The following is a 22,863-nucleotide window of genomic DNA, read 5'->3' as shown; positions in this document are numbered from 1 at the left end:
TTTCCAATCACGAAGTTGTTCAGCGTGGACCATGACTCTACCACTTGAAATTGTGCCAGTGATTTCCACATCTGTTATTTTCTGTCGTTATATCAATCAGTTAGCTAAAAATGGCACCCCGATCACCAACTGTATCGGAGGCTCGGCGTTCACACCGTCCTGCACGCACCGTCAACAGAAACGAACCGTTCGGTTCGATTTTAGAATCTGCTAATAGTCACTTTTCGAAACTGTTAACCTTTTCGCCCCCGGCAAAGGGGTCGAAAAAACGGTGCCGGCGCGCCTGGCGACAGAAGGCGATTTGATGATGCGACCCCTGTCACGACGTTCCAGCATGCGTGTCGCGCCGCATGGATGCGATGTCGCTTTCATGCCGATGTCGCAAACCCTGCCGTGATTAGATCAGGCATCTCAGGTGCCGCTGCGTGACGACGGAGCGGAGAATTGGGAAGCCGGTCAGATTCCGGCGCTGCCCCCGCAACGGTGGTGGAGTTCAAGTCGCAACGGGAGACCACTGGGCGTAAGCCTGGGAAGGTGTCGCGATGGTCCGTAAGGACGACTCCAGAGCCCGGAAACCAGCCCGAGATGGCTAGAACTCGACTGATCGCGGTGGGCGGTCAAGAGGCGGATGGTGTTTGTCCGGCTTTGCGCCGATCTGCGTCCAGTCCTTCCTCAATCACCACCAGTTCAGTCCTTGAAAATGAGGACAGGACATGGACGCGCGCAACGACATGCTGAGGCTCTTGAACAGCCGCAGACAAGGCTTTTCGCTGGAACAGCCTTTTTACACCGACCCGGACTACTTCAAGCTCGACATGGAGCTGATCTGGTATCGCGACTGGCTGTTCATCGGCCATGATTGCGAATTGCCCAAGCCGGGCAGCTTCATCACCGTGCAGATCGGCGACTATCCTATCGTGCTGGTGCGCGATCAGCAGGGCAAGATCAACGCCTTCCACAATTCCTGCCGCCATCGCGGCAGCCGCGTCTGCAACAGCGACAAGGGCATGGCCGCCAAACTGGTCTGTCCCTATCACCAGTGGACCTATGAGCTGGACGGGCGCCTGCTGTTCGCCCGCCAGATGGCCGAGGGGTTCGACAAGAGCCAGTTCGGGCTGAAGCCGGTCGCCTGCGAAAGCGTCGCCGGCTATGTCTTCATCTGCCTGGCCAAGGAGCCGGCCGACTTCGCGCCGATGCGGGCGATGATCGAGCCCTATCTCAAGCCGCACCGGCTGAGCGAGGCCAAGATCGCCTTCGAGAGCACGATCATCGAGAAGGGCAATTGGAAGCTGGTCTGGGAAAACAACCGCGAATGCTATCATTGCGCGGGCAATCATCCCGAACTGTGCAAGACCTTCCCGGAAGCACCGACCGTGACCGGCGTGCAAGGCGCCGACAGCGATCCGGAGATGCTGGCGCACTGGGCGAAGTGCGAAGCTGTTGGCCTGCCCAGCAAATTCCGCATCGACCCGGCCGGGCAATACCGCGCCACCCGCGCGCCGCTGCTGCGCGACGCCCAGAGCTACACGATGACCGGCAAGCGGGCGGTGAGGAAGGACCTGTCCGACAGCGTTTCGGCCGACCGCATCGGCACGCTGATGCACTATCACTACCCGACGACCTGGAACCACATCCTCGTTGATCATGCCGTCACCTTCCGCGTGCTGCCGGTCAGCGCCACCGAAACGGCAGTGACGACGAAGTGGTTGGTGCACAAGGACGCGGTCGAGGGTGTCGACTACGATCTCGCCGAACTCACCCATGTCTGGACCGAGACCAACGACCAGGACCGCCGGATCGTCGAGGAGAACGCTTTCGGTATCCTGTCGCCGGCCTATGAACCCGGCCCGTATTCGGAGCTGCATGAAGGCGGCGTCATCCAGTTCGTCGACTGGTATGCCCGCTTCATCGGTCCGCGCCTGGCCGAAGGCGGGCGGCCGGCGCTGCGCAGCGTCGCCTAGCGCATGTCACCCAAAAGTGTGCAGCGGTTTTGGGATCACGACATCCGCAAAATGAAAGGTATGCAGGGATGAATGCGATGACCGACCTTGGCCTCTATCGCCATCTCGACCAGATGGCGCCCTGGAACGACAGGCTGCAGGTGCTGGAAGTGACCGGTGTCAGCGACGAGGCGCCCGACGTCAAGACCTTCACCTTCCGGTCCGACAACCAGACCTGGTTCCGCTACAAGCCGGGCCAGTTCGTGACGCTGGAACTGCCGACGCCGGATGGGCCGCTGATGCGCACCTACACGCTGTCGTCGTCGCCGTCGCGGCCGTTCTCGATCGCGGTGACGGTGAAGGCGCAGGCGGGCAGCATCGGCACACGCTGGATGTTCGATCACCTGGCGCCCGGCTCGCACGTCAAGGCCTATGGACCGGGCGGCGACTTTTCACTGCACAGCCATCCGGCGGCGAAATATCTGTTCGTCTCGGCCGGCTCCGGCGTGACGCCGATGATGTCGATGCTGCGCTGGCTGAACGACTGTGCGCCATGGACCGATGTCGGTTTCGTCAACTGCGCGCGGCGCCCGGAAGAAATCATCTTCCGCAAGGAACTCGAACTGCTCGGGGGCCACATGCCTGGCCTGTCGCTCGGCTTCATGATCGAGGAGCGGTCGAGCCGCGAGGGCTGGTACGGCCATATGGGCCGCATCGACGCCATCCGGCTGCCGCTCCTGGCACCCGATTTCCGCGAACGCGAAATCTTCTGCTGTGGGCCCGATCCCTTCATGCGCGCCGTGCGCGGCATGCTCGAAGCCGCCGGCTTCGACATGGCAAAGTACCATCAGGAAAGCTTTGCCGCGCCGACCGTGGACGAAGTCCCGGCACCGTTTGCCGCGCCGGCTGAAGCCGGCGCGGCAATTTCCGTCGAAGCCGCGACGCCGATCCGCTTCGCGCTTTCGGATGTCGACGCCGACTGCGTCGCCGGCCAGACCGTGCTGCAGACCGCGCGCGCCTCGGGCGTGCGGATACCGGCGGCCTGCGAATTCGGCCTGTGCGGAACCTGCAAGGTGAAGAAAGTCTCCGGCAGCGTCGAGATGAGTCACAATGGCGGCATCCTCGATCATGAGATCGACGACGGCTTCATCCTGGCCTGTTGTTCCAAGCCATTGTCGGCGCTGGAAATCGAGGCTTGATCCGCCCGTCCTTCGACTGATCCCGGAAATGTCGGCGCCTTGCCGGCAAGGTTACCTTGCCAAGGAACGACCGAAAGTCTACAGGCGTTGTCGGTGGAAGCGGTCCTGCTGGCGGGCAGGGATGTAAAGCGGGGCAACAATGAAGCATGAATCCCATGCCTATGCGGTTGCGAGCCGGGATATCGTTTTCGAATCCTTCGATGGCGAGGCCGTGGTGCTCAACCTTGCCAATGGCAAATATTTCGGCTTCTCCGATTCCGGCAGCAAGGCGTGGCAGGTGCTTTCGTCCGGAGCGGACGCCCAGGCTCTGATCGGGCTGGCCGCGGGCGGCTCGACAATAAGCCACGCCGAACTCGAACACTTCATATCGCAGCTGCTCGAACTGGGTTTGCTGGTGCGTTCGGAAGCGGCGGCGCAGCCACTGCCGGGCGAATTGCAAGCCGAGCTTGCCGCCACCAGCGAGCCGCTCAATGTCAGCATCCACGACGACCTCGCGGACCTGATCGTCGTTGATCCCATCCATGAGGTCGAGGAACCCCTTGGCTGGCCGGCGGTCAAGCAGGCTTCCTGATCGGCCGGCCGCAGCCGTGATGGAAGGCGCTTGATGCCGCGCGTCACGCTCGAAACCCTGCCGGACTACGCCCGGTATCTCATCGCCGCCGCTGAAGGCGCTGCCTCGCGCTATCCGACCATCCGGCAGGTTCGGCTGCCCGGGCTGGAACTGGCCGTGCATCTGGGTCACGGTGTGCTCGCCGACGCCCTGAGCCATGCATTTGTCGAGGCCGCTCACGATCAGCCGGAACCGTCCACCTGCCGCATCTTCATCGCTCATCCCGGCATCGACGGCATCCCGGAGCCGGCGCGATGGGGCGACGCGCATTTCACCGAGCACGGTTTTGCCAAACGGCTCGCCGAAGCCGGGTTGCGCGGGCACTATTTCCACGACCTGGATTTCTGGCAGATCTACGATCCGCAACGTTGCGTTGGCGTACAGCTGATGGCCTCGGCCGATGCCTTTCCGCCCTGGGAGCCGGGGGCACCGCTGCGCGCCTTCCTGCATTGGGAATACGCCGCGCGAGGCATGCGGCTGACCCATGCCGGCACGCTCGGCATCGATGGCAAGGGTATTCTCCTTGCCGGCTCGGGTGGAGCCGGCAAATCCGGCACCGTCGCCGCCGGCCTGCTCAACGGACTCGACAGTGTCGGCGACGACTATGTGCTGATCGATCTCGCCGGAGGCGTGACCGCGCGGCCCCTTTTCTCGACGCTGAAGCAGGACGCGCGAGGTTTCACGCGGCTGGGCCTGCAAAGGCGGCTAACGGCGCAAGGCCCGCTGAACTGGCAGGGCAAGCACATGTTTCACGTCGATGACATCGCGCCCAGGCCGGTGCCCGCGATGCTGGACATCGTTGCGCTGATGGTGCCACATATTAGCGGTGGCGGAGCAAGTTCGATCATGCCGGTGTCGCGCAGGGATGCCATGATTGCCTTGGCGCCGTCCGGCATCGCACAGATGCCGGGCGAACGCGAAAGCGGCTTTCGCTTCTTCAGCGAATTGACGCGCCGCCTGCCGTGCTTTCGTTTGTCCCTCGGCACCGACCCGGCGGAGATCGCCGGCACGATCGAGGACGTCCTGACACGAGGCGCCCGGTGAAGCTCAGCGTGATCATGCCTGTGTACAATCGCGAGCGCTACGTCGTCCCGGCGCTGCGCTCGTTGATCTGGCAGCGCGCTGACGCCGACTTCGACATCATCGTCATCGACGATGGCTCCACGGACGCCTCGGTGGAGGCAGTACGGTCGACGATGCGCGAGGCGCCCTGCATCCGCCTGTTTCTGCAACCCAATATGGGTGTCGCGAGGGCGCGCAATGCCGGGCTGAGACGGTTGCCGCCGGATGCCGGATTTGTGTCGTTCCTCGATTCCGACGACATCTCACTTGCCGGGCGCTTCAAGGCGGATCTGGCTTGCTTCGAGACGGACCCGGGCCTTGACCTGACCTACTCCCTGATGACCTTGGCAGAGCAGATAGACGATGACACGATGGAGCCGGTAGCGGGCAGCCGCACTGTAACGCTGCGCGGCATTTCAATGAGCACCGGACTGTTCAGCCGGGCGCTTGTCGATCGCATAGGCTGTTTCGACGAGGAATTCGACCAGTGCGAGGACACTGACTATCTGCTGCGCATCTTCGAAACGGGTCCGAATTACCGTCTTCTGGAGACCGTCGCGATCTACTACAGGCGCCATGCCGACAATATCACCCGGAAGCGCGAGGCCCGGCTCCGCGACCACATGCGGGCGATCCACAAATCGATCCGGCGACGCCGGGCGAACCCGTCCCTGCGTGAGATTCCCGGCATTTTCGAGCTCAAGAGCACGCCCGACTGGCGGGTGTTTTGATGCGGGATATCTCGCGCTCAAAACGGGTGGTGCAGCAGCGGCCGCGAGGCCGAGGATGAGGCTGAGCGTGATCATGCCGGTCTACAATCGCGAGGCCTATGTCGGCGCCGCACTGCGCTCGCTGCTCAGGCAAGGCGACGCCGCCGATCTCGACATCATCGTCATCGACGACGGTTCGACCGATGGCTCGGTCGAGGCCGTGCGCGCGATGATGGATGATCATTCCTGCATCCGGCTGTTCCGGCAAGACAACATGGGGGTGACCCGGGCGCGCAACAGCGGGCTCAGGCAGCTCAAGCCCGAGGCGGACCTGGTGTCGTTCCTCGATTCGGACGACATCTCGCCAGCGGGGCGCTTCGGAGCCGATGTCGAGCTTTTCCGGAAGAATCCCGATCTCGACCTAACCTATTCGAGGATGATGCTGGTCGACAAAATCGATGATGGGACCTTGGAGCCCATGGCGGACAGCAACAGCATCACGGTTCGCGGCATTCACCTGTCGGCGGCGATCTTCGCGCGCCGCCTCGTCGCGCGCATAGGCGATTTCGACGAGGATTTCGTCCAGGCCGAAGACACCGACTACCTGCTGCGCGGTTTTGAGATCGGCCCCAGATACGTGCTTCCCGACACGGTCGCGCTCTATTACAGACGGCATGCGGGCAATATGACGAGGCAAGAGGACGTCCAGTCGCGGGAATTCCTGCGCGCTATCTACAAATCCATGAAGCGGCGCAAGGCCGACCCGTCGCTGCGGCCGATCGAAGGGATCTTCGAGCTCGACAAACTGTCAGATTGGCGTGCCCTGTGATGGACGGATACGGCGTCGTCATACCGGCCTTCAACGCCAGCGGCACCATCGCCGAGACGCTGCGATCGGTTGCGGCGCAGACGGTGCGGCCGGAGCTGGTGGTGATCGTCGACGACGGATCAACCGACGATCTCGCCGCGGCGATGGGCGGAACGGACCTGCCGCTGCAATTGCTGCGCCAGGCAAATGCCGGACCGGGCAGCGCCACGACCAGAGGCATCGCCGCGCTGACGACGCCGTTCATCGCGACGCTCGACGCCGACGACCTTTGGCTGCCGACCAAGATCGAGGATCAGCTTGCATATCTGCGAGGATTGCCCGGCACATCGGGCGTCTTCTGCCATTTGCGAAACTTCCGCAATGACCGGCCCGATGCACCCGAGGACGCGGTCGTGCCCGGCTGGTCGCGGACCACGATGCTGATCCGGCGCGAGGTCGCCGAGACCGTCGGGCCGGTTGTCGATCCGCCGGGCGGTCGCGGCGAAATGATCGACTGGATCGCGCGGGCACGCGAGGCGGGCCTTGCCTTCGACATGATGGAAGAGGTGCTGGCGCTGCGCCGCATCAGGCCCGGCAGCCTGTCGTACGGACGCGATGCGACGCGCGACCGCGGCTATCTCGAAGTGGCGCGGCTGGCCATGTTGCGACGGGTCCGAAACAAGACCGGCGCGGACTGATGGCGCGCATCCGCCGCATCAGCCGCCGTTTCCCGGACTATGGCTGGCCCTGGCCGACGGGCGGGCTCGACCAGTTGCTCAAGGCCGCGCTTCTTGCCGACGACGACGCGGCCGCCGGTTGCGCGATGGAGTGGCTGAGCGCCAACGACATCGATCTCGTCTCCTTCAGGGAGCATCGGCTGCTTGCCGCCATCTGCGACCGGTTCGGCCGGAAATTGGCCGGCCATTCCGCCTATCCACGTCTTGTCGGCCTGCAAAAGATGCTGTGGACCAAGTCGCGCATGGCGATGCGCGAGGCCGAACCGGCGCTGCAGGCGATGACGGACGCGGGATGCCTGGTGATGCTGATCAAGGGTGCCAGCCGCATTGCCTTGGACGCGTCGGCGCAGCGAGGCAGGGTGGCGCACGACATCGACATATTGGTGCGGCCGCAGGACATGGGAACGGCGTTCGACGTGCTGCGCGACCGCGACTGGCAGATCGCCACCGGGGTGAGCCCGCAATATCTGAGGACAAGACTGGCGTCGTTGCGGTCGATGAACTTCTTCAAGGGCAATTATGGCGACATCGACCTGCACCAGCTTGCCTATGACGGTTCCCAGCAAAGCGACGAGGACGACCAGGCGATCTGGCGGCGGGCGGCGGCGGCCGAATTCAGTGGTGTCGGCGTGCTGGTGCCGTCGCCGGCGGACCGCATCGCGCTGGCCATCGCGCATGGCGGGCTCGACGCCCACACGCACAGCGATTGGCTGGTCGATTGCGCGGTAGCCATTCGCGTCGGCGACGTCGACTGGGACGTGTTCCTCGACGTTGTCGCCAGGCGTGGCCTTGCCGTTGCCGCAGCGGTGGCGCTCTCCTACCTCGCGCTCGAAATAGGCGTGGCGGCGCCGGACAGGGTGCTGGCGCGCCTGCTTGAGATGGCCGACCGTACAGGCCTTTCGCGCTGGTCGGCCATGCTGCAAGCCAAGCCACGGACCGACTTCGGCAGGCTGGTCTGGTTGTCGCGCGGCTTTGCCAAGCAGTTGCGTCTGCGACGCAAGAGCGGCCGGCTTCGGCAGGAGCCGCCCGCCAGGGCATGGCGCGGAAAAGCATGGCGCGACGGGCCGGCCCGCCGCGAGCAGCCGGAAGCACCGTCGCCCCTGGTGTTCTCGCAGACCATACCTTGCCCGCCGACGGCAGGGGAGATGATGCTGGACATCACGGTCAGGATCAGCGTTCCGCCGGTCCGGCGCCGTATCGAAATGGAGATCAACCGGGGTGACGACCACGTCGCGCGTCTGCGTGCGATGGCCATCAGCCGGTCCGGTGGGGAAAGGGTGCTGCGCTTTCGCGGCAAGGTTACAGTCGACGGCCGGCAGCATGCCCTGACGCTGGAGGCGCGGCCGTCGCGGCAATTCCGCCAATGGGATGACCAGGCGACGGTCGCCGCCTATGGCGCATTGCCTTTCCATCTGGTCTCGGCGACCTTTTCGCCGCTGCGCTGAGATATCGGAGTTCACCCGCCAGGGTCGCGATGGCGGCACGAGCGGATCGAGCCCGATGGACACCCCGCGGAAGAGAGCCGAGGGCACGGCAATGGTTCACCGTGGCGATGATATCCGGCCGTCAGCTATCGTCGAGGTCACGCGTTCGCGAGCCCTTATGTCGGCAAGCATCCATGCCGACAGCGACAAGGGCACCAACACGCCGATGCCAAGCCCGATGCCGTTCACCAGATGAGCGATGGCAGGATAGAGCCAGACGAGCGCCAGGAAAATCCGGGGCATGCTGGCGCGCCTCGAAAACAGGTAGGCGACGGCAACGGCGAGACCGACGGTGTCGTAGCTGTAGCCGTACGGCGTCGCGACCGTTGCCAGCACGGCGGTGAGGACCACTCTTTCGCCATGCACGACCTGCCGCCGTGGCAACCAGACCCAGATGGCGGCGCAGATTGCGGCAATGGTCGCAGCGGCTTGCATCGCATAGGCCACTGTCAGCCCGGCGCCGCATGCGCGCGCCAGGAAGAACATGGTTGCGGCATTGGCCTGGTAGGGTTGCGGATAGGGTGCCTCCAGGATCGCCGTCATCAGGGGGCGGGTTTCGGTCCAGAACAGATGCCAGACGTCGAATCCGAGTGAGAGCCCGGTCAAAATGAACAGCGCCGCCGATGACAGAGCCGCTGCGGCGATGGCACGCCAGTTGCCGCTGGCCAGCAGGCAGAACGGCACCAGAATGCCCAGATGCGGCTTGATCGTCAGCAGACCGAACAGCAGCCCGGCCAGGATTGGCCGCTTCGGCGCCACCGCCAGTCCGCCAATGAGAAGAGCGGTGGTCAGGGCGCCGTTCTGGCCGAAGATGGCGTTGACGAAGACGGCTGGACACACAAGGACGGCCGCTTCGGCCAGCGTGCCCAGTTTCAGCGGCCGCACCGCCAGCCACAGGCAGAAGACGGTGCCGAAAGTCCAGATGAAATAGGCCGCAAAGATCGGCAGCAGCGCGAGCGGCGCACCGAAGATCAGGATGCTGGGCGGGTAGCTCCATTCCTGGTTGGGAAGATCGGGCGAAAACATCCGCCGCAAGGCCGCGCGATAGCTGTCGACGTCAAACAGCCAGGCTACATGGCCGTCGAGCGCCATGCGTCCGCCGGCCCACAGATTGGTGAAATCCCAATAAGGCAGCCGGTCGCTGAGTTCGGAGAAGCCGTGCTCGTCGAAGGTCCACAAGGCAAGATGGTAGCGCAGCCCGATCAGGATTCCGGTGCACAGCACAAGTGCCGCGAACCGAAAATCGGCTCGATTGCGGGCAGTCTGATCGGCCTGTGCCATTGCGCTGTTTCCAAGACCCTGTCCGCCTTGATAAGCGACGCGCGTTAAGATCGGCTTATGTGGAGGTCTCGCCGGGCTTCGTCACCCGCCGCAGCGTCAGATTGATCCTGCCGCCGTTCTTGAGCAGCGCGGAGGTCGAAGGGTAGATGCGGTCGACGCCATGGAAGGCAAGACGGCCCTCGCCGCCAAGCACGACGACATCGCCGCTTTTCAGCCTGAACGATTTGGTAGCGCCATCGCGCGTTGTCTGGCCGACCCTGAACAGACAGTCGTCGCCCAGCGAGACAGAGACGACGGGAGCCGAGAAATCGGCCTCGTCGCGATCCTGATGCAGGCCCATCTTTGCGTCGGGCGTGTAGAAATTGATCAGGCAGGCCTCCGGTGGATTCGGATAGCCCGACACCTGCCGCCACAGGTCGAGCAGGCTGTCGGGGATAGGCGGCCATGGCTCTCCGGTCAGCGGATGCGTCGGCTGGTAGCGATAGCCGCGTTCCTTGTCGGTGACCCAACCGAGCGGACCGCAATTTGTCATGCGCACGCTCATCTCCTTGCCGGTCCGCGGCATGGCCGGCACGAACAACGGCGCTTGCTGGACGATGCTCCTCACCTCCTCGACCAGCGTCTCCTGGACGGCGCGGGACAGATGGGCCGGCATGTGGCGGACGCCTTTGGGCAGAACGAGCATGGACTGGTTCACCTTGCTAATGTTCGGAGCCGCAAGATGCCACCATCACAGGCAGAGGGCGACCCGAAAGCCGTCGTCGTTTTTCACTGAAATTGCCCGGGCAGAACGCGCGATGAATTCGTTTGCCCAATTGGCCAAAGGCGGTTGACGGGCACGATTGGCGTGCTGCTTAATCGTTCTCCACCCGGCCGCGCAGCCTCTTCACTGTCGATCGCCCGGCCTTGGTCTTGAGCCGCCGCTCGACCGCGCCTTTCGACGGCCGCGTCTTCTTGCGCGGCGGCGGCGGTGGTTCGGCGGCCTTGGCGACCAGTGCCGTGAGCCTGGCCCGCGCATCGGCGCGGTTCTGTTCCTGGGTACGGAAGCGTCCGGCCTCGATGACGATGACACCGTCCTTGGTGGCGCGCTGGCCGGCAAGTTTTATGGTCCGCTCGCGCACACGGTCCGACAGGCCCTCGGCGTTCTGCGCGTCGAAGCGAAGCTGCACCGCCGTCGCCACCTTGTTGACGTTCTGGCCGCCGGGACCGGACGAGCGGATGAAATCCTCGTGCAAGTCGCCCGGGTGGATCACGGCCTCGCCTGAGATGATGATGTCGTCGTCGATCGGCATGCCGCAGTCATGGCGCGACGGACCGAAAAAGAAAAGGCCCGATCGAAACCGGGCCTTCACTGGTGCCACGCGGCAATGATGCTGAGCGGCTTGGCGATTACTCCGCCGCTTCCTGCATGCGAGGTGCTGCCCCCAGCACCACGGCGTCGACATGGCTTTCGAATTTCTCGAAATTGACGGCGAACATGCCGACCAGCCTTGCCGCCTGCCGGTCGTAGGCCGCCTTGTCCGCCCAGGTTGAGCGCGGGTCGAGAATGGCGCTGTCGACGCCCGGCACCGCCACCGGCACCTCGAAGCCGAAATTGGCGTCGGTGCGGAAAGCGCCTGCCTTCAGCGAGCCGTCGAGGGCGGCAGCGAGCAGCGCGCGCGTCGCCTTGATCGGCATACGCTTGCCGGCGCCATGCGCGCCGCCGGTCCAGCCGGTGTTGACCAGCCAGCAATCGGCGCCATGGCGGGCAATAAGTTCGCGCAGAAGGTTGCCATATTCCGACGGATGGCGCGGCATGAAGGGCGCGCCGAAACAGGTCGAGAAGGTCGCCTCGGGCTCGGTCACGCCCTTTTCGGTTCCGGCGACCTTGGCCGTGTAGCCGGAGAGGAAATGATACATGGCCTGCGCCGGCGTCAGCCGGGCGATCGGCGGCATCACGCCGAAAGCGTCGGCGGTCAGCATGATGATGTTCTTCGGATGACTGGCGCGCCCGGTCTTCGAGGCGTTGGGGATGAAGTCGAGCGGATAGGCACAGCGTGTGTTTTCGGTGAGCCTGCCGTCATTGAAATCCGGCACTGCGTCGGCATCGAGCACGACATTTTCCAGCACCGTGCCAAAGCGTTGCGTGGTGGCGAAGATCTCCGGCTCGGCTTCCGCCGACAGCTTGATCGTCTTGGCGTAGCAGCCGCCTTCGAAATTGAAGATGCCGTGCGGGCCCCAGCCATGCTCGTCGTCGCCGATCAATGTGCGCGACGGATCGGCCGACAGCGTCGTCTTGCCGGTGCCCGACAGGCCGAAGAAGATGGCGGCATCGCCGGCCGGTCCTTCATTGGCCGAGCAGTGCATCGGCATCACGCCCTTCTCCGGCAGGAGGTAGTTGAGCATGGTGAACACCGACTTCTTCATCTCGCCGGCATAGGAGGTGCCGCCGATCAGGACGATCTTGCGCGTCAGGTCGACGGCAATAACCGTTTCAGTGCGGCTGCCATGGCGGGCGGGATCGGCGTGGAAGGACGGCAGGTCGATGATCGTCATTTCGGGCACGAACTGTTCGAGTTCGGCCGCTTCGGGACGGATGAGCAGGTTGCGGATGAACAGCGAGTGCCAGGCAAATTCGGTGATCACCCTGGTGGGCAGCTTGAGCTCCTCGTCGGCGCCGCCGACCAGATCCTGTACATAGAGATCCTTGTCCGCTGCGTGGGCCTGGAAATCGGCGAGCAAAACGTCGAATTGGGCCGGCGAGATCGCCTTGTTGTTGTCCCACCAGACGTGCGGCTCGGTAGCGGCATCGCGGATGACGAACTTGTCCTTGGGCGAGCGGCCGGTGTGCTGGCCGGTTTCGGCGACCAGCGCGCCATGCGCGGTCAGCCGGGCCTCGCCGCGTCGGATCGAGTCCTCGTAAAGGGCGGCCGCGCCGAAATTATAGTGGACCACGCCGGAGGTTCTCAGACCGATATGATCGATCGCGCAAGCAGGATTGCGTTTGCCGACTTCCGACATTGGTGTCCCTTCTTCGATTTTCCGCATCTTTGCCGGCGTCTTTCCGGCAAGCCCACTCCGCAGGCTGAGATGGTCAAAACCAGAAAAGCCAAATGATATCAAATCATTAATCGATTTAAATATTTTGAAAGTTGTTTAAATCGTTTATATATGCGAAAAGTTTCGTGGTTGCCCAAAGGATTGGCGATGTTGGTTCGTCCAATCCGTGTCGAGGTTGAATTGTGGCCGGCGGCACCTGCTCGTGACAGCGGACAAGGCCTACGCCACATTTTGTACCTAATTTGTCCTGCAAAAGCCCCTTCTCTACGAAAGAAGGGACAGCTCATGAGGGAGCCGCTTGAAATGGCAACAATCGCGCTTGTCGATGACGACCGCAACATTCTGACGTCGGTGTCGATCGCCCTCGAATCCGAGGGATATCGTGTCGAGACCTACACGGATGGTGCGTCCGCGCTGGAAGGCCTGGCGGCGCGGCCGCCGAATCTCGCCATCCTCGACATCAAGATGCCGCGCATGGACGGCATGGAGCTTCTGCGCCGGATGCGCCAGAAATCCGACCTGCCGGTGATCTTCCTGACCTCCAAGGACGATGAGATCGATGAATTGTTCGGTCTCAAGATGGGCGCCGACGACTTCATCCGCAAACCGTTCTCGCAGCGCCTGCTGGTCGAGCGGGTGCGCGCCGTATTGCGCCGGGCCAGTGCCCGCGAGGCCGCGGCAAAAGCGCCCAGCCAGCAGGCTCGCTCGCTCGAACGCGGCCAACTCGTCATGGATCAGGAGCGCCATACCTGCACCTGGAAGGGCGAGCCGGTAACGCTCACCGTCACCGAGTTCCTGATCCTGCATTCGCTGGCGCAACGCCCCGGTGTGGTAAAAAGCCGTGATGCGCTGATGGATTCGGCCTATGATGAGCAGGTCTATGTCGACGACCGCACGATCGACAGCCACATCAAGCGGCTGCGCAAGAAGTTCAAGGCCGTCGACGACGACTTTGAAATGATCGAAACCCTTTACGGAGTCGGATACCGGTTCCGCGAAGCGTAAAGCCTAGGCAGGAGCTGCTATTCGATGGCAGTGGAAGCACAACGAAGCAGACCGGCGGCCGCTGCCAGGCGGCCGTCGCGCATCATGCCGTCCTTCGTGTCGAAATTCACGGTGCCTATGCGCCGATTCCTCGGCCACCATATCTTTTCCAGCCTGACGCGGCGTATCCTCTTCCTCAATCTCGCCGGGCTGGCGGTGCTCGTCACCGGCATCCTCTACCTCAACACCTTCCGCGACGGTCTGATCGACGCGCGCGTCGAAAGCCTGATGACGCAGGGCGAGATCATCGCCGGCGCCATCGCGGCGTCGGCGACGGTCGAGACGGATTCGATCAGCATCGACCCGGAAAAGCTGCTCGAGCTGCAGGCCGGCGAAAGCCTGGGACCCGGCTCGGACCAGCTCGACAATCTGGATTTTCCGATCAACCCGGAGCGCGTGGCGCCGGTGCTGCGGCGGCTGATCTCGCCGACCCGCACGCGCGCCCGCATCTATGACCGCGACGCCAACCTGCTGCTCGATTCACGCCATCTCTATTCGCGCGGCCAGATCCTGCGCTACGACCTGCCGCCGGTCGAAGAGGAAGAACCCGACCTTGTCGAGCGCGTCCAGAAATTCATCTTCGACTTCTTCCGCAACACCGACCTGCCGGTCTATCACGAACAGCCGGGCGGCAACGGCGCCGCCTTTCCGGAAGTGGTCAAGGCGCTGACCGGCAGCCCGTCGACCATCGTGCGTGTCTCGGAACAGGGCGAGCAGATCGTCTCGGTGGCGGTGCCGATCCAGCGTTTTCGCGCCGTTCTCGGTGTGCTGATGCTGTCGACCGAAGGCGGCGATATCGACAAGATCGTCGCCGCCGAACGCAAGGCGATCCTGCGCGTCTTCGGCATCGCGGCGCTCGTCACCGCAATCCTGTCGATGCTTTTGGCTTCCACCATCGCAAACCCGCTGCGCCGGCTGTCGGCGGCGGCCGTGCGGGTGCGCCGCGGCGTCAAGAGCCGCGAGGAAATCCCCGACTTTTCCGACCGCCAGGACGAGATCGGCAATCTGTCGATAGCCGTGCGCGACATGACCAACGCGCTCTATGCGCGCATCGAGGCGATCGAGAGTTTCGCCGCCGATGTTTCGCATGAGCTGAAGAACCCGCTGACGTCGTTGCGCAGCGCCGTCGAAACATTGCCCCTGGCGAAAAATGATACCTCGCGCGCACGTCTGATGGAGATCATCCAGCATGACGTCAAACGGCTGGACCGCCTCATCACCGACATTTCCGATGCCTCCCGCCTCGACGCCGAACTGGCGCGCGAGGACGCGGGAACCGTCGACCTGAAGAAATTCGTCACCGACCTCGTCGCTGTTTCGCGTGAAACGACGCGCAACAAGAAGGCGGTCGAGATCGAGCTCAAGGTTGCCAAGCTGCCACAGGGCGCCAAGGGCTATGTCGTCGTCGGCCATGACTTGCGCATCGGCCAGGTCATCACCAACCTGATCGAGAACGCCCGCTCCTTCGTGCCCGAGGATCATGGCCACATCAGCCTGTCTCTGGCGCGCGCCGGCAAGTTCAACATCCTGACCGTCGACGACAATGGGCCCGGCATCCGCGCCGACACGATCGACCGCATCTTCGAACGCTTCTACACGGACCGGCCGGCCGGCGAGGCGTTCGGCCAGAATTCGGGGCTTGGCCTGTCGATCTCCAGGCAGATCGTCGAGGCCCATGGCGGCACGCTGACCGCCGAAAACATTCCCGGCACCAAGCCCGGCGAGATCAAGGGCGCACGCTTCGTCGTGACGCTGCCGGCCGAGGGATGACCTTGGCCCTGATATAACCATGCCCGAAGCCGCCGCGCAGCCTGAAAACATCCACGGAACCGCGATCCTGATCGGCGATCGCGGCGTACTCATCACCGGCCCGTCCGGGGCCGGCAAGACGACACTGGCGCTGACGCTCCTGGACCATTGCCGGGCGCGCGCGCTGTTCTCGCGGCTGATCGGCGACGACAGGCTGCTTGCCTCGGCACACGCCGGGCGGCTGGTCTGCCGCGTGCCGCCGACCATCGCCGGTCTCGCCGAGGTGCCTGGGTTCATGCCGCGCCCGCTACCATTCGAGCCGGGCGGCGTGATCGACCTGCATGTGCGGCTTGTGCCGAAGGCGGAAATGGCCCGTTTCCAGGAGGAACTCAGTGAGCCGGTCGCAGGCTGCCCGGTGCCGCGTATCGACCTTGCGGAGCGCAACGCCGCCACGGCCTTGCCGGCCATCATGGCGGGGCTGTCGATCGCGCCTTTTCTATGATCCGCCCTGGGTTTTTTGCTGCAATGCGTCAAAATGGCATGGGCCGGCGCAATTTTGGGCTTGTCAACGGGCCGCGCGTCGACAAGATAGCGCTCCCGCCGCCTGGATTGGCTGGCGAGCATAAAATGCGCCTGTGAAGCGGCGATGACGGGAGCCACCAAAGAATGATCGGACTCGTGCTTGTAACGCACGGTCAACTGGCCACCGAGTTCCGACATGCCGTCGAACATGTCGTCGGGCCACAAGACAATTTCGAAACCGTGGCGATCGGTGCCGACGACGATATGGAGCAGCGTCGCCGCGACATCGTCGACGCGGTCGCCCGTGTCGATACAGGGGCAGGTGTGATCGTGCTGACCGACATGTTCGGCGGCACGCCATCCAACCTGGCCATCTCGGTGATGGAGTCCGGCCGCACGGAAGTGATCGCCGGCATGAACCTGCCGATGCTGATCAAGCTGTCGTCGATCCGCAAGGGCGACAACATGGCGGCGGCGCTCGATGAGGCGCAGGCCGCGGGCCGCAAATACATCAATGTCGCCAGCCAGCTTCTGAGCAGCAAATGAACGCGATATTCCCGGAAAATGACCAGATCGTCCGGGAGTTTCCGATCGTCAACCAGCGCGGCCTGCATGCGCGCGCTTCGGCGAAATTCGTCCAGCTCGCCAGCGGCTTCAACGCCTCTGTCCATGTCGAGAAGGACGGCGTCCAGGTCGGCGGCACCTCGATCATGGGCCTGATGATGCTGGCCGCCAGCCCGGGATACTCGATCCGCGTCACCGCCAGCGGCCCGGAGGCGCTCGAGGTCATGGACGCGCTGGAGCAGCTCGTCGCCTCCCGTTTCGGCGAGGAGTGCTGACCCCGAAATCAGCCCTCCGGGACATGCACGAATAAAGATTTCTTTATATCCCATTGTCGTGTGAAGCCTGATCTGCTAGTCAGGCCGGCAATTCGCGCCCTTGGAAATGTCTTCCGGCACGGGCGCATCCGCAAACAATTCGCACGCATAACAATTCGCATCGGAGTACTGCCATGACGGGTAGCAAGGACTATGTGGTCGCCGACATCTCGCTTGCCGGCTGGGGCCGCAAGGAACTCGATATCGCCGAGACCGAAATGCCGGGCCTGATGGCCTGCCGCGAGGAATTCGGCGCCAAGAAGCCGCTCAAGGGCGCGCGCATCACCGGCTCGCTGCACATGACCATCCAGACGGCGGTGCTGATCGAGACGCTGAAGGTGCTCGGCGCCGATATCCGCTGGGCTTCGTGCAACATCTTCTCGACCCAGGATCACGCCGCCGCGGCGATTGCCGAGGCCGGCATTCCGGTCTTCGCCGTCAAGGGCGAAAGCCTCGAACAGTACTGGGACTACACCGACAGGATCTTCCAGTGGGCCGATGGCGGCCTCTCCAACATGATCCTCGATGACGGCGGCGACGCCACCATGTACATCCTGATCGGCGCCCGCGCCGAGGCCGGCGAGGACGTGCTGTCCAATCCGCAGAGCGAGGAAGAGGAATACTTCTACGCCCAGGTCAAGAAGCGCCTGAAGGCTTCGCCGGGCTTCTTCACCAAGCAGAAGGAAGCGATCCGCGGCGTCACCGAAGAGACGACGACCGGCGTCAACCGGCTCTACCAGCTGCAGAAGAAGGGCCTGCTGCCCTTCCCCGCCATCAACGTCAACGACTCGGTGACCAAGTCGAAGTTCGACAACAAATATGGCTGCAAGGAATCGCTGGTCGACGGCATCCGCCGCGGCACCGACACGATGATGGCCGGCAAGGTCGCGGTCGTCTGCGGCTATGGCGATGTCGGTAAAGGCTCGTCGGCCTCGCTCAAGGGCGCGGGCGCCCGCGTCAAGGTCACTGAAGTCGACCCGATCTGCGCGCTGCAGGCGGCGATGGACGGTTTTGAAGTGGTCACGCTGGAAGATGCGGCACCGACCGCCGACATCGTCATCACCACCACCGGCAACAAGGATGTCGTCACTCTCGACCATATGCGCTCGATGAAGGACATGGTGATCGTCGGCAACATCGGCCATTTCGACAACGAGATCCAGGTCGCGTCGCTGCGCAATCTGAAGTGGACCAATGTCAAGCCGCAGGTCGACATGATCACCTTCCCGGACGGCAAGCGGATGATCCTCCTGTCGGAGGGCCGCCTGCTCAATCTCGGCAACGCCACCGGCCATCCGAGCTTCGTCATGTCGGCGTCCTTCACCAACCAGGTGCTGGCCCAGATCGAGCTCTACACCAAGGGTGAGCAGTACCAGAACCAAGTCTATGTGCTGCCCAAGCATCTCGATGAGAAGGTCGCGCGCCTGCATCTCGACAAGCTCGGCGCCCGCTTGACCGAGCTGTCGGGCGAGCAGGCCGCCTATATCGGCGTCACGCCGCAGGGTCCGTTCAAGCCGGAACACTACCGCTATTAACCAAAGCCGAATTTACTACAAGATATTGATGCCGGGCGATTGACTTTTCGCCCGGCTTTATTTTTGCGCCGAATGATTCTTCACGCCGATTCCAGCAGGCGCTATTGTTGTGATTCGCGGGTCCAGGGGCGAGGACCGGCGCACGCGTCAGGGCGGTCTTGCATTCAGGCGGCGAAGAGGACCAAGACATGCCGGGGGAAAACCCGCTTCACGCGGGACAGGCCGTTTCCGGCGGCCACGATGATTCAGGGACCATGGGCTGCGCCACACGCGGCGAGCGCCTTTCCTGGCGCGCCCGTGCGGGATTGCTCCTTGCCGGTTCCGCGCTTGCCTGCCCCTTGGCGGGGGCGGTCGCGCATGCCCAAGCGGCCGGCGCCGCGGTGGCCGGTCTTTCGATCAGCACCGTCGAGGTCGTACAACTGGCGGTGTTCGTCGGCGTAACGGGTACGGCATTCCTGTCGGCCATCGTTCTCATCCGCGAACGGGCGCGTACCTCGGCGGAGAATGTCGAGCTGAGAAGCCGCGTCGCCGATGTCAGCGCGGCATTGCGGCGTTCGGAAGCGCTGCTCAATTTGCGCGACCAGCGTGTCGTCGTCTGGGCCTCGGAAAACAAGAAGCCCGAACTCATCGGCACATTGCCGACCGAAAGCGGCGCGCCGGAGGAACGGGCCGCGTTCCTCGCCTTTGGCCGCTGGCTGATGCCGCGTTCGGCGGCGGCACTCGAACATGCCGTGGCGGGTTTGCGCGAAAAAGGCAGGCCGTTCGACCTGGTGATCGAATCCCAGGCCGGCGCTCCATTGGAGGTGCATGGCCGCAAGAGCGCGGCCCATGTGCTGGTGCGGTTTGTCTCGCTGTCCGAGACACAGCGCAGCCAGGCCCGGCTCAAGATCGACAACCAGCGGCTGGCCGCTGACCATGACACGATGATCGGCCTGCTCGAAGCGCTGAAGATGCCGGCATGGCTGCGTGACGAGCATGGCCGCCTGAAATGGGTCAACCGGGCCTATGCCGACGCCGTCGAAGCCGAGAGCGCGGAAGCCGCCGTGCGCGACGCCAAGGAGTTCCTCGGCGGCCAGGCGCGCGACGCCATCGCCACGCAGCACAAATCGCATCCGGTGTTCGAGCAGTCGCTTTCGACGGTGATCGAAGGCGACCGTCGCGTGTTCGCCGTGACCGACTTTGCCGGCGCCGACGGTTCGGCCGGCCTTGCCTGCGACACCAGCGCCATCGAGGCCATCCGCGGCGAATACGAGCGGACTGTGCGCAGCCACGCTGATACGCTCGACCAGCTCAACACCGCGGTCGCCATCTTCGACACCGACGAGAAGCTGCGCTTCTTCAACCAGGCTTTCCAGAAACTGTGGGGGCTCGACAGCGGCTTCCTGCACAGCGCGCCCGACAACGCCCTTTTGCTCGACCGCCTGCGCAGCGAGGGCAAGATCGCCGAACAGCCGGAATGGCGCCGCTGGAAGGAAGGCCTGCTCGGCGCCTACCGTGCCGTCGAATCGCAGGAACACTGGTGGCATCTGCCCGACGGCAAGACGATCCGTGTCGTCGCCAATCCGCAACCCAAGGGCGGCGTCACCTGGGTGTTCGAGAACCTGACCGAGAAGATGGATCTCGAAAGCCGCTACCGCACCGCGGTTCGGGTCCAGGGCGAAACGCTCGACAATCTGGCGGAAGGCGTTGCGGTGTTCGGCCCCGACGGCCGGCTGCGCCTGTCGAACCCGGCCTTCGCCACGCTGTGGGGGTTGGACGCGGAAGCCGCCAAGCCCAATGTGCACGTATCGGCCATACGCGAGCTCTCCGACCGACAAGCGGTCGAGAGCCCCTGGCCCGGCTTCGTCGCCGCCATCACCGGCTTCGACGACGAGCGCCGCGACCGCCACGGCCAGACCGAGCTCAACAACGGCACCGTGCTGCGGTACGCCGTGATTCCGCTGCCCAACGGGCAAGTGATGATGACCTTCGTCGACGTTACCGACAGCGTCCACGTCGAACGCGCGCTCAAGGACAGGAACGAGGCGCTCGAGAAATCGGACCAGCTCAAGAACGAATTCGTCCAGCATGTGTCCTATGAACTGCGTTCACCGCTGACCAACATCATCGGCTTCACCGAGCTGCTGTCGCTGCCGGCAACCGGGCCGTTGACGCAGAAGCAGCGCGAATATGTCGAGCATGTCGGCTCGTCCTCCTCGGTGCTGCTGACCATCGTCAACGACATACTGGACCTTGCGACCGTCGATGCCGGCATCATGCAGCTCGACATTTCCGAAGTGCATGTCGACCGCACCATCGCGGCCGCCGCCGAGCTTGTCGCCGACCGGCTGGAGGAGCATTCGATCCGGCTTGCGGTCGACGCCGCCGCCGCGCCGAAGACGTTCCATGGCGACGAAACCCGCATCCGCCAGATCCTATACAATCTGCTGAGCAACGCCGCCAATTACGCGCCGGAGGCCAGCACGATTCGGCTGGCCTGCCGCCAGCTGGCGGACGGAGTCGAGTTCTCGGTTCACGACGACGGGCCCGGCATGCCGCCTGATGTGCTCGATTCGGTGTTCCGCCGCTTCGAGCCGCGCACCAATGGCGGCCGCCGCCGCGGCGCCGGCCTCGGCCTGTCGATCGTCAAGAGCTTTGTCGAACTCCATGGCGGCGCCGTTCGCATCGAAACCGGCAAGGACAAGGGCACGACCGTCATCTGCACCTTTCCCGACATGCCGGGTATCCGCGCAGCGGCCGAGTAGCGCGCTCGATGACGGAACCGGTGCTGGAGCGTTTGCTCGCCGACGAGACCCAGACGGCGCGACTGGGCGAGGATCTGGCGCTGGCGCTGCGCGTCGGCGACGTGCTGGCGCTCAAGGGCGATCTCGGCGCCGGCAAGTCGACGCTGGCAAGAGCGCTCATCCGAACACTGGCCGACGATGCCGATCTCGAAGTGCCGAGCCCGACCTTCACGCTGGTTCAGAGCTACGACACACGCATCCCGGTCCATCATTTCGATCTCTACCGCCTGTCCTCGGCGGCCGAGCTCGACGAGCTCGGCTTCGAGGAAGCAATCGCGCAAGGTGCCGCCCTCATCGAGTGGCCCGAACGGGCTGAGGGCTATTTGCCCAAGACGACGGTGCTGATCGAACTCGTCCAGCACGGCGAGGGCCGGCTGGCGCGCCTGTCGGGGCAAGGCGCGAGCTTCGACCGTGTGGCGCGCTCGCTGGCCATGCGCGGCTTCCTCGACAACGCCGGATGGGGGCAAGCGCGGCGCCGGCATTTCATCGGCGATGCCTCGGCCCGCTCCTACGAGATCGTCTCGCTTGCCGGCGAGGCGCCGCGCGTGCTGATGAATTCGCCGCGGCTGGTGCTCGGCCCTCCAGTGCGCGACGGCAAGCCCTATGCCGTGATCGCCCACACCGCGCAGTCGGTGTCGGCTTTCGTCGCCATCGACCGTGCGCTGCAGGCTGCCGGCGTCGCGGTGCCCAGGATTGACGCGCAGGATCTCGACCAGGGCTTCCTGCTGCTCGAGCATCTGGGCTCGGAAGGCTTTCTCGCCGGCAATGGCGGGCCGGTCGCCGAACGCTACGAGGCAGCGGCCGAACTGCTTGCCATGATGCATGGCAAGGCGTGGCCACATCGCATGGAGGCCGCTCCCGGCGTCGTTCATGACGTGCCGCCCTTCGATCGCGATGCCATGCTGATTGAGGCGGACCTGCTGATCGACTGGTACGTGCCGGCGATATCGGGCGGCCCGGCGAGCGACGCGCTGCGTTCCGGCTACCACAGGACATGGAACGCGCTTGTCGACCGGCTGCAAGGCAGCGAATACACGTTGATGCTGCGCGACTTCCATTCACCCAACATCATCTGGCGCGGCGAGCGGTCCGGCCTCGACCGGCTCGGCATCGTCGACGTGCAGGACGCGCTGATCGGTCCCGCCGCCTATGATGTCGCCTCGCTTGCCATGGACGCCCGCGTCACCATCCCGCCCGAGATCGAGAAGCGGACGCTTGCTGCCTATGTCGCGGCGCGTCACAAAGCCGGCGGCTTCGATGAAGCAGGCTTCCTCGAAGCCTACGCAATCATGGCCGCGCAGCGCAATTCCAAGATCCTGGGCATTTTCGTGCGCCTCGAAAAACGCGACGGCAAACCCTATTATCTCAAGCACCTGCCGCGCATCCGCGACTATCTCAGGCGGGCACTGTCGCATCCCGCGCTCGCCGAGCTGCGGGATTTCTACGGCGCGCACGGGTTGCTGGAGGAACGAGCGCTGTGAC

20 protein-coding genes and 1 riboswitch are annotated in these 22,863 nt (G+C 64.0%); of the genes, 16 read left to right on the top strand and 4 right to left on the bottom strand.

Going from position 1 to position 22,863, the window contains the following annotated elements; genetic code table 11:
* Positions 1-396 precede the first annotated feature (396 nt).
* A riboswitch (cobalamin riboswitch) is annotated at positions 397-599 on the top strand.
* A 114-nt stretch (positions 600-713) separates the two neighbouring features.
* From EN845_RS30335 to EN845_RS30300, 8 genes are all read left to right on the top strand, one after another.
* Positions 714-1,961, top strand: a complete 1,248-nt coding sequence (locus EN845_RS30335) for an aromatic ring-hydroxylating dioxygenase subunit alpha (protein WP_127873346.1) — start codon at positions 714-716, stop codon at positions 1,959-1,961.
* Between the two features lie 77 nt (positions 1,962-2,038).
* Positions 2,039-3,139: a hybrid-cluster NAD(P)-dependent oxidoreductase gene (locus EN845_RS30330; RefSeq protein WP_127873345.1), complete on the top strand. Its 1,101-nt coding sequence runs from the start codon at positions 2,039-2,041 to the stop codon at positions 3,137-3,139.
* A 139-nt stretch (positions 3,140-3,278) separates the two neighbouring features.
* Positions 3,279-3,710 carry a PqqD family protein gene (locus EN845_RS30325; protein ID WP_127873344.1) on the top strand — a complete coding sequence of 144 codons (432 nt, stop codon included), beginning with the start codon at positions 3,279-3,281 and terminating at the stop codon, positions 3,708-3,710.
* A gap of 33 nt (positions 3,711-3,743) precedes the next feature.
* A complete protein-coding gene (locus EN845_RS30320) occupies positions 3,744-4,793 on the top strand; it encodes a serine kinase (RefSeq protein ID WP_127873343.1) in 1,050 nt (349 codons plus the stop codon).
* Complete coding sequence (locus EN845_RS30315) at positions 4,790-5,542, top strand: glycosyltransferase family A protein (protein WP_167531526.1); 753 nt, start codon at positions 4,790-4,792, stop codon at positions 5,540-5,542. Before EN845_RS30320 ends, EN845_RS30315 begins: the two co-directional genes overlap by 4 nt.
* Positions 5,543-5,597: 55 nt before the next feature.
* Positions 5,598-6,350, top strand: a complete 753-nt coding sequence (locus EN845_RS30310) for a glycosyltransferase (RefSeq protein ID WP_127873342.1) — start codon at positions 5,598-5,600, stop codon at positions 6,348-6,350.
* Positions 6,350-7,027: a glycosyltransferase family A protein gene (locus EN845_RS30305; protein WP_127873341.1), complete on the top strand. Its 678-nt coding sequence runs from the start codon at positions 6,350-6,352 to the stop codon at positions 7,025-7,027. The genes EN845_RS30310 and EN845_RS30305 overlap by 1 nt, the downstream gene beginning before the upstream one ends.
* Positions 7,027-8,511 carry a nucleotidyltransferase family protein gene (locus EN845_RS30300; RefSeq protein WP_167531525.1) on the top strand — a complete coding sequence of 495 codons (1,485 nt, stop codon included), beginning with the start codon at positions 7,027-7,029 and terminating at the stop codon, positions 8,509-8,511. The genes EN845_RS30305 and EN845_RS30300 overlap by 1 nt, the downstream gene beginning before the upstream one ends.
* Positions 8,512-8,607: 96 nt before the next feature.
* Here EN845_RS30300 and EN845_RS30295 read toward each other — a convergent pair whose 3' ends face one another.
* The 4 genes from EN845_RS30295 to EN845_RS30280 form a co-directional block, all read right to left on the bottom strand.
* A complete protein-coding gene (locus EN845_RS30295; RefSeq protein ID WP_245511841.1) occupies positions 8,608-9,831 on the bottom strand; it encodes a glycosyltransferase family 87 protein in 1,224 nt (407 codons plus the stop codon).
* 55 nt (positions 9,832-9,886) lie between these two features.
* Positions 9,887-10,516 (bottom strand): alpha-ketoglutarate-dependent dioxygenase AlkB, encoded by a 630-nt coding sequence (locus tag EN845_RS30290; protein WP_127275656.1) that lies wholly within the window; start codon positions 10,514-10,516, stop codon positions 9,887-9,889.
* Positions 10,517-10,685: 169 nt separating this feature from the next.
* Entirely contained in the window at positions 10,686-11,123 is a 438-nt protein-coding gene (arfB, locus tag EN845_RS30285) for an alternative ribosome rescue aminoacyl-tRNA hydrolase ArfB (RefSeq protein ID WP_127275655.1), read from the bottom strand.
* A gap of 97 nt (positions 11,124-11,220) precedes the next feature.
* Positions 11,221-12,831: a phosphoenolpyruvate carboxykinase gene (locus EN845_RS30280; RefSeq protein ID WP_127873340.1), complete on the bottom strand. Its 1,611-nt coding sequence runs from the start codon at positions 12,829-12,831 to the stop codon at positions 11,221-11,223.
* A gap of 342 nt (positions 12,832-13,173) precedes the next feature.
* Here EN845_RS30280 and EN845_RS30275 point away from each other — a divergent pair, with 342 nt between their 5' ends.
* From EN845_RS30275 to tsaE, 8 genes are all read left to right on the top strand, one after another.
* Positions 13,174-13,875, top strand: a complete 702-nt coding sequence (locus tag EN845_RS30275) for a response regulator transcription factor (protein ID WP_010912942.1) — start codon at positions 13,174-13,176, stop codon at positions 13,873-13,875.
* A gap of 24 nt (positions 13,876-13,899) precedes the next feature.
* Complete coding sequence (locus EN845_RS30270) at positions 13,900-15,684, top strand: sensor histidine kinase (protein ID WP_127275653.1); 1,785 nt, start codon at positions 13,900-13,902, stop codon at positions 15,682-15,684.
* Positions 15,685-15,703: 19 nt separating this feature from the next.
* Positions 15,704-16,165: an HPr kinase/phosphorylase gene (locus EN845_RS30265; protein ID WP_127873339.1), complete on the top strand. Its 462-nt coding sequence runs from the start codon at positions 15,704-15,706 to the stop codon at positions 16,163-16,165.
* Between the two features lie 164 nt (positions 16,166-16,329).
* Positions 16,330-16,731 (top strand): PTS sugar transporter subunit IIA, encoded by a 402-nt coding sequence (locus tag EN845_RS30255; RefSeq protein ID WP_010912939.1) that lies wholly within the window; start codon positions 16,330-16,332, stop codon positions 16,729-16,731.
* On the top strand, positions 16,728-17,024 hold the full coding sequence (locus EN845_RS30250) for an HPr family phosphocarrier protein (protein ID WP_127873338.1): 297 nt from the start codon (positions 16,728-16,730) through the stop codon (positions 17,022-17,024). Before EN845_RS30255 ends, EN845_RS30250 begins: the two co-directional genes overlap by 4 nt.
* 173 nt (positions 17,025-17,197) lie before the next feature.
* Positions 17,198-18,598, top strand: a complete 1,401-nt coding sequence (ahcY, locus tag EN845_RS30245; RefSeq protein WP_127279621.1) for an adenosylhomocysteinase — start codon at positions 17,198-17,200, stop codon at positions 18,596-18,598.
* Between the two features lie 188 nt (positions 18,599-18,786).
* On the top strand, positions 18,787-21,342 hold the full coding sequence (locus EN845_RS30240) for a PAS domain-containing sensor histidine kinase (protein ID WP_127873337.1): 2,556 nt from the start codon (positions 18,787-18,789) through the stop codon (positions 21,340-21,342).
* Between the two features lie 8 nt (positions 21,343-21,350).
* Entirely contained in the window at positions 21,351-22,862 is a 1,512-nt protein-coding gene (gene tsaE, locus EN845_RS30235; RefSeq protein ID WP_127873336.1) for a tRNA (adenosine(37)-N6)-threonylcarbamoyltransferase complex ATPase subunit type 1 TsaE, read from the top strand.
* Position 22,863: the final 1 nt, after the last annotated feature.

Origin of the sequence: Mesorhizobium sp. M8A.F.Ca.ET.202.01.1.1, from assembly GCF_004791595.1 — a bacterium.
Classification (GTDB): domain Bacteria; phylum Pseudomonadota; class Alphaproteobacteria; order Rhizobiales; family Rhizobiaceae; genus Mesorhizobium.
This window is presented reverse-complemented; position numbering and strand designations above follow the sequence as displayed.

Coding starts and splice junctions, on each gene's coding strand:
- ahcY (WP_127279621.1), top strand. CDS start 17,198: ATGACGGGTAGCAAGGACTATGTGGTCGCCGACATCTCGCTTGCCGGC.
- EN845_RS30240 (WP_127873337.1), top strand. CDS start 18,787: ATGCCGGGGGAAAACCCGCTTCACGCGGGACAGGCCGTTTCCGGCGGC.
- EN845_RS30270 (WP_127275653.1), top strand. CDS start 13,900: ATGGCAGTGGAAGCACAACGAAGCAGACCGGCGGCCGCTGCCAGGCGG.
- EN845_RS30295 (WP_245511841.1), bottom strand. CDS start 9,831: ATGGCACAGGCCGATCAGACTGCCCGCAATCGAGCCGATTTTCGGTTC.
- EN845_RS30305 (WP_127873341.1), top strand. CDS start 6,350: ATGGACGGATACGGCGTCGTCATACCGGCCTTCAACGCCAGCGGCACC.
- EN845_RS30250 (WP_127873338.1), top strand. CDS start 16,728: ATGAACGCGATATTCCCGGAAAATGACCAGATCGTCCGGGAGTTTCCG.
- EN845_RS30335 (WP_127873346.1), top strand. CDS start 714: ATGGACGCGCGCAACGACATGCTGAGGCTCTTGAACAGCCGCAGACAA.
- EN845_RS30325 (WP_127873344.1), top strand. CDS start 3,279: ATGAAGCATGAATCCCATGCCTATGCGGTTGCGAGCCGGGATATCGTT.
- arfB (WP_127275655.1), bottom strand. CDS start 11,123: ATGCCGATCGACGACGACATCATCATCTCAGGCGAGGCCGTGATCCAC.
- EN845_RS30280 (WP_127873340.1), bottom strand. CDS start 12,831: ATGTCGGAAGTCGGCAAACGCAATCCTGCTTGCGCGATCGATCATATC.
- EN845_RS30255 (WP_010912939.1), top strand. CDS start 16,330: ATGATCGGACTCGTGCTTGTAACGCACGGTCAACTGGCCACCGAGTTC.
- EN845_RS30275 (WP_010912942.1), top strand. CDS start 13,174: ATGGCAACAATCGCGCTTGTCGATGACGACCGCAACATTCTGACGTCG.
- EN845_RS30320 (WP_127873343.1), top strand. CDS start 3,744: ATGCCGCGCGTCACGCTCGAAACCCTGCCGGACTACGCCCGGTATCTC.
- tsaE (WP_127873336.1), top strand. CDS start 21,351: ATGACGGAACCGGTGCTGGAGCGTTTGCTCGCCGACGAGACCCAGACG.
- EN845_RS30310 (WP_127873342.1), top strand. CDS start 5,598: ATGAGGCTGAGCGTGATCATGCCGGTCTACAATCGCGAGGCCTATGTC.
- EN845_RS30300 (WP_167531525.1), top strand. CDS start 7,027: ATGGCGCGCATCCGCCGCATCAGCCGCCGTTTCCCGGACTATGGCTGG.
- EN845_RS30265 (WP_127873339.1), top strand. CDS start 15,704: ATGCCCGAAGCCGCCGCGCAGCCTGAAAACATCCACGGAACCGCGATC.
- EN845_RS30330 (WP_127873345.1), top strand. CDS start 2,039: ATGACCGACCTTGGCCTCTATCGCCATCTCGACCAGATGGCGCCCTGG.
- EN845_RS30290 (WP_127275656.1), bottom strand. CDS start 10,516: ATGCTCGTTCTGCCCAAAGGCGTCCGCCACATGCCGGCCCATCTGTCC.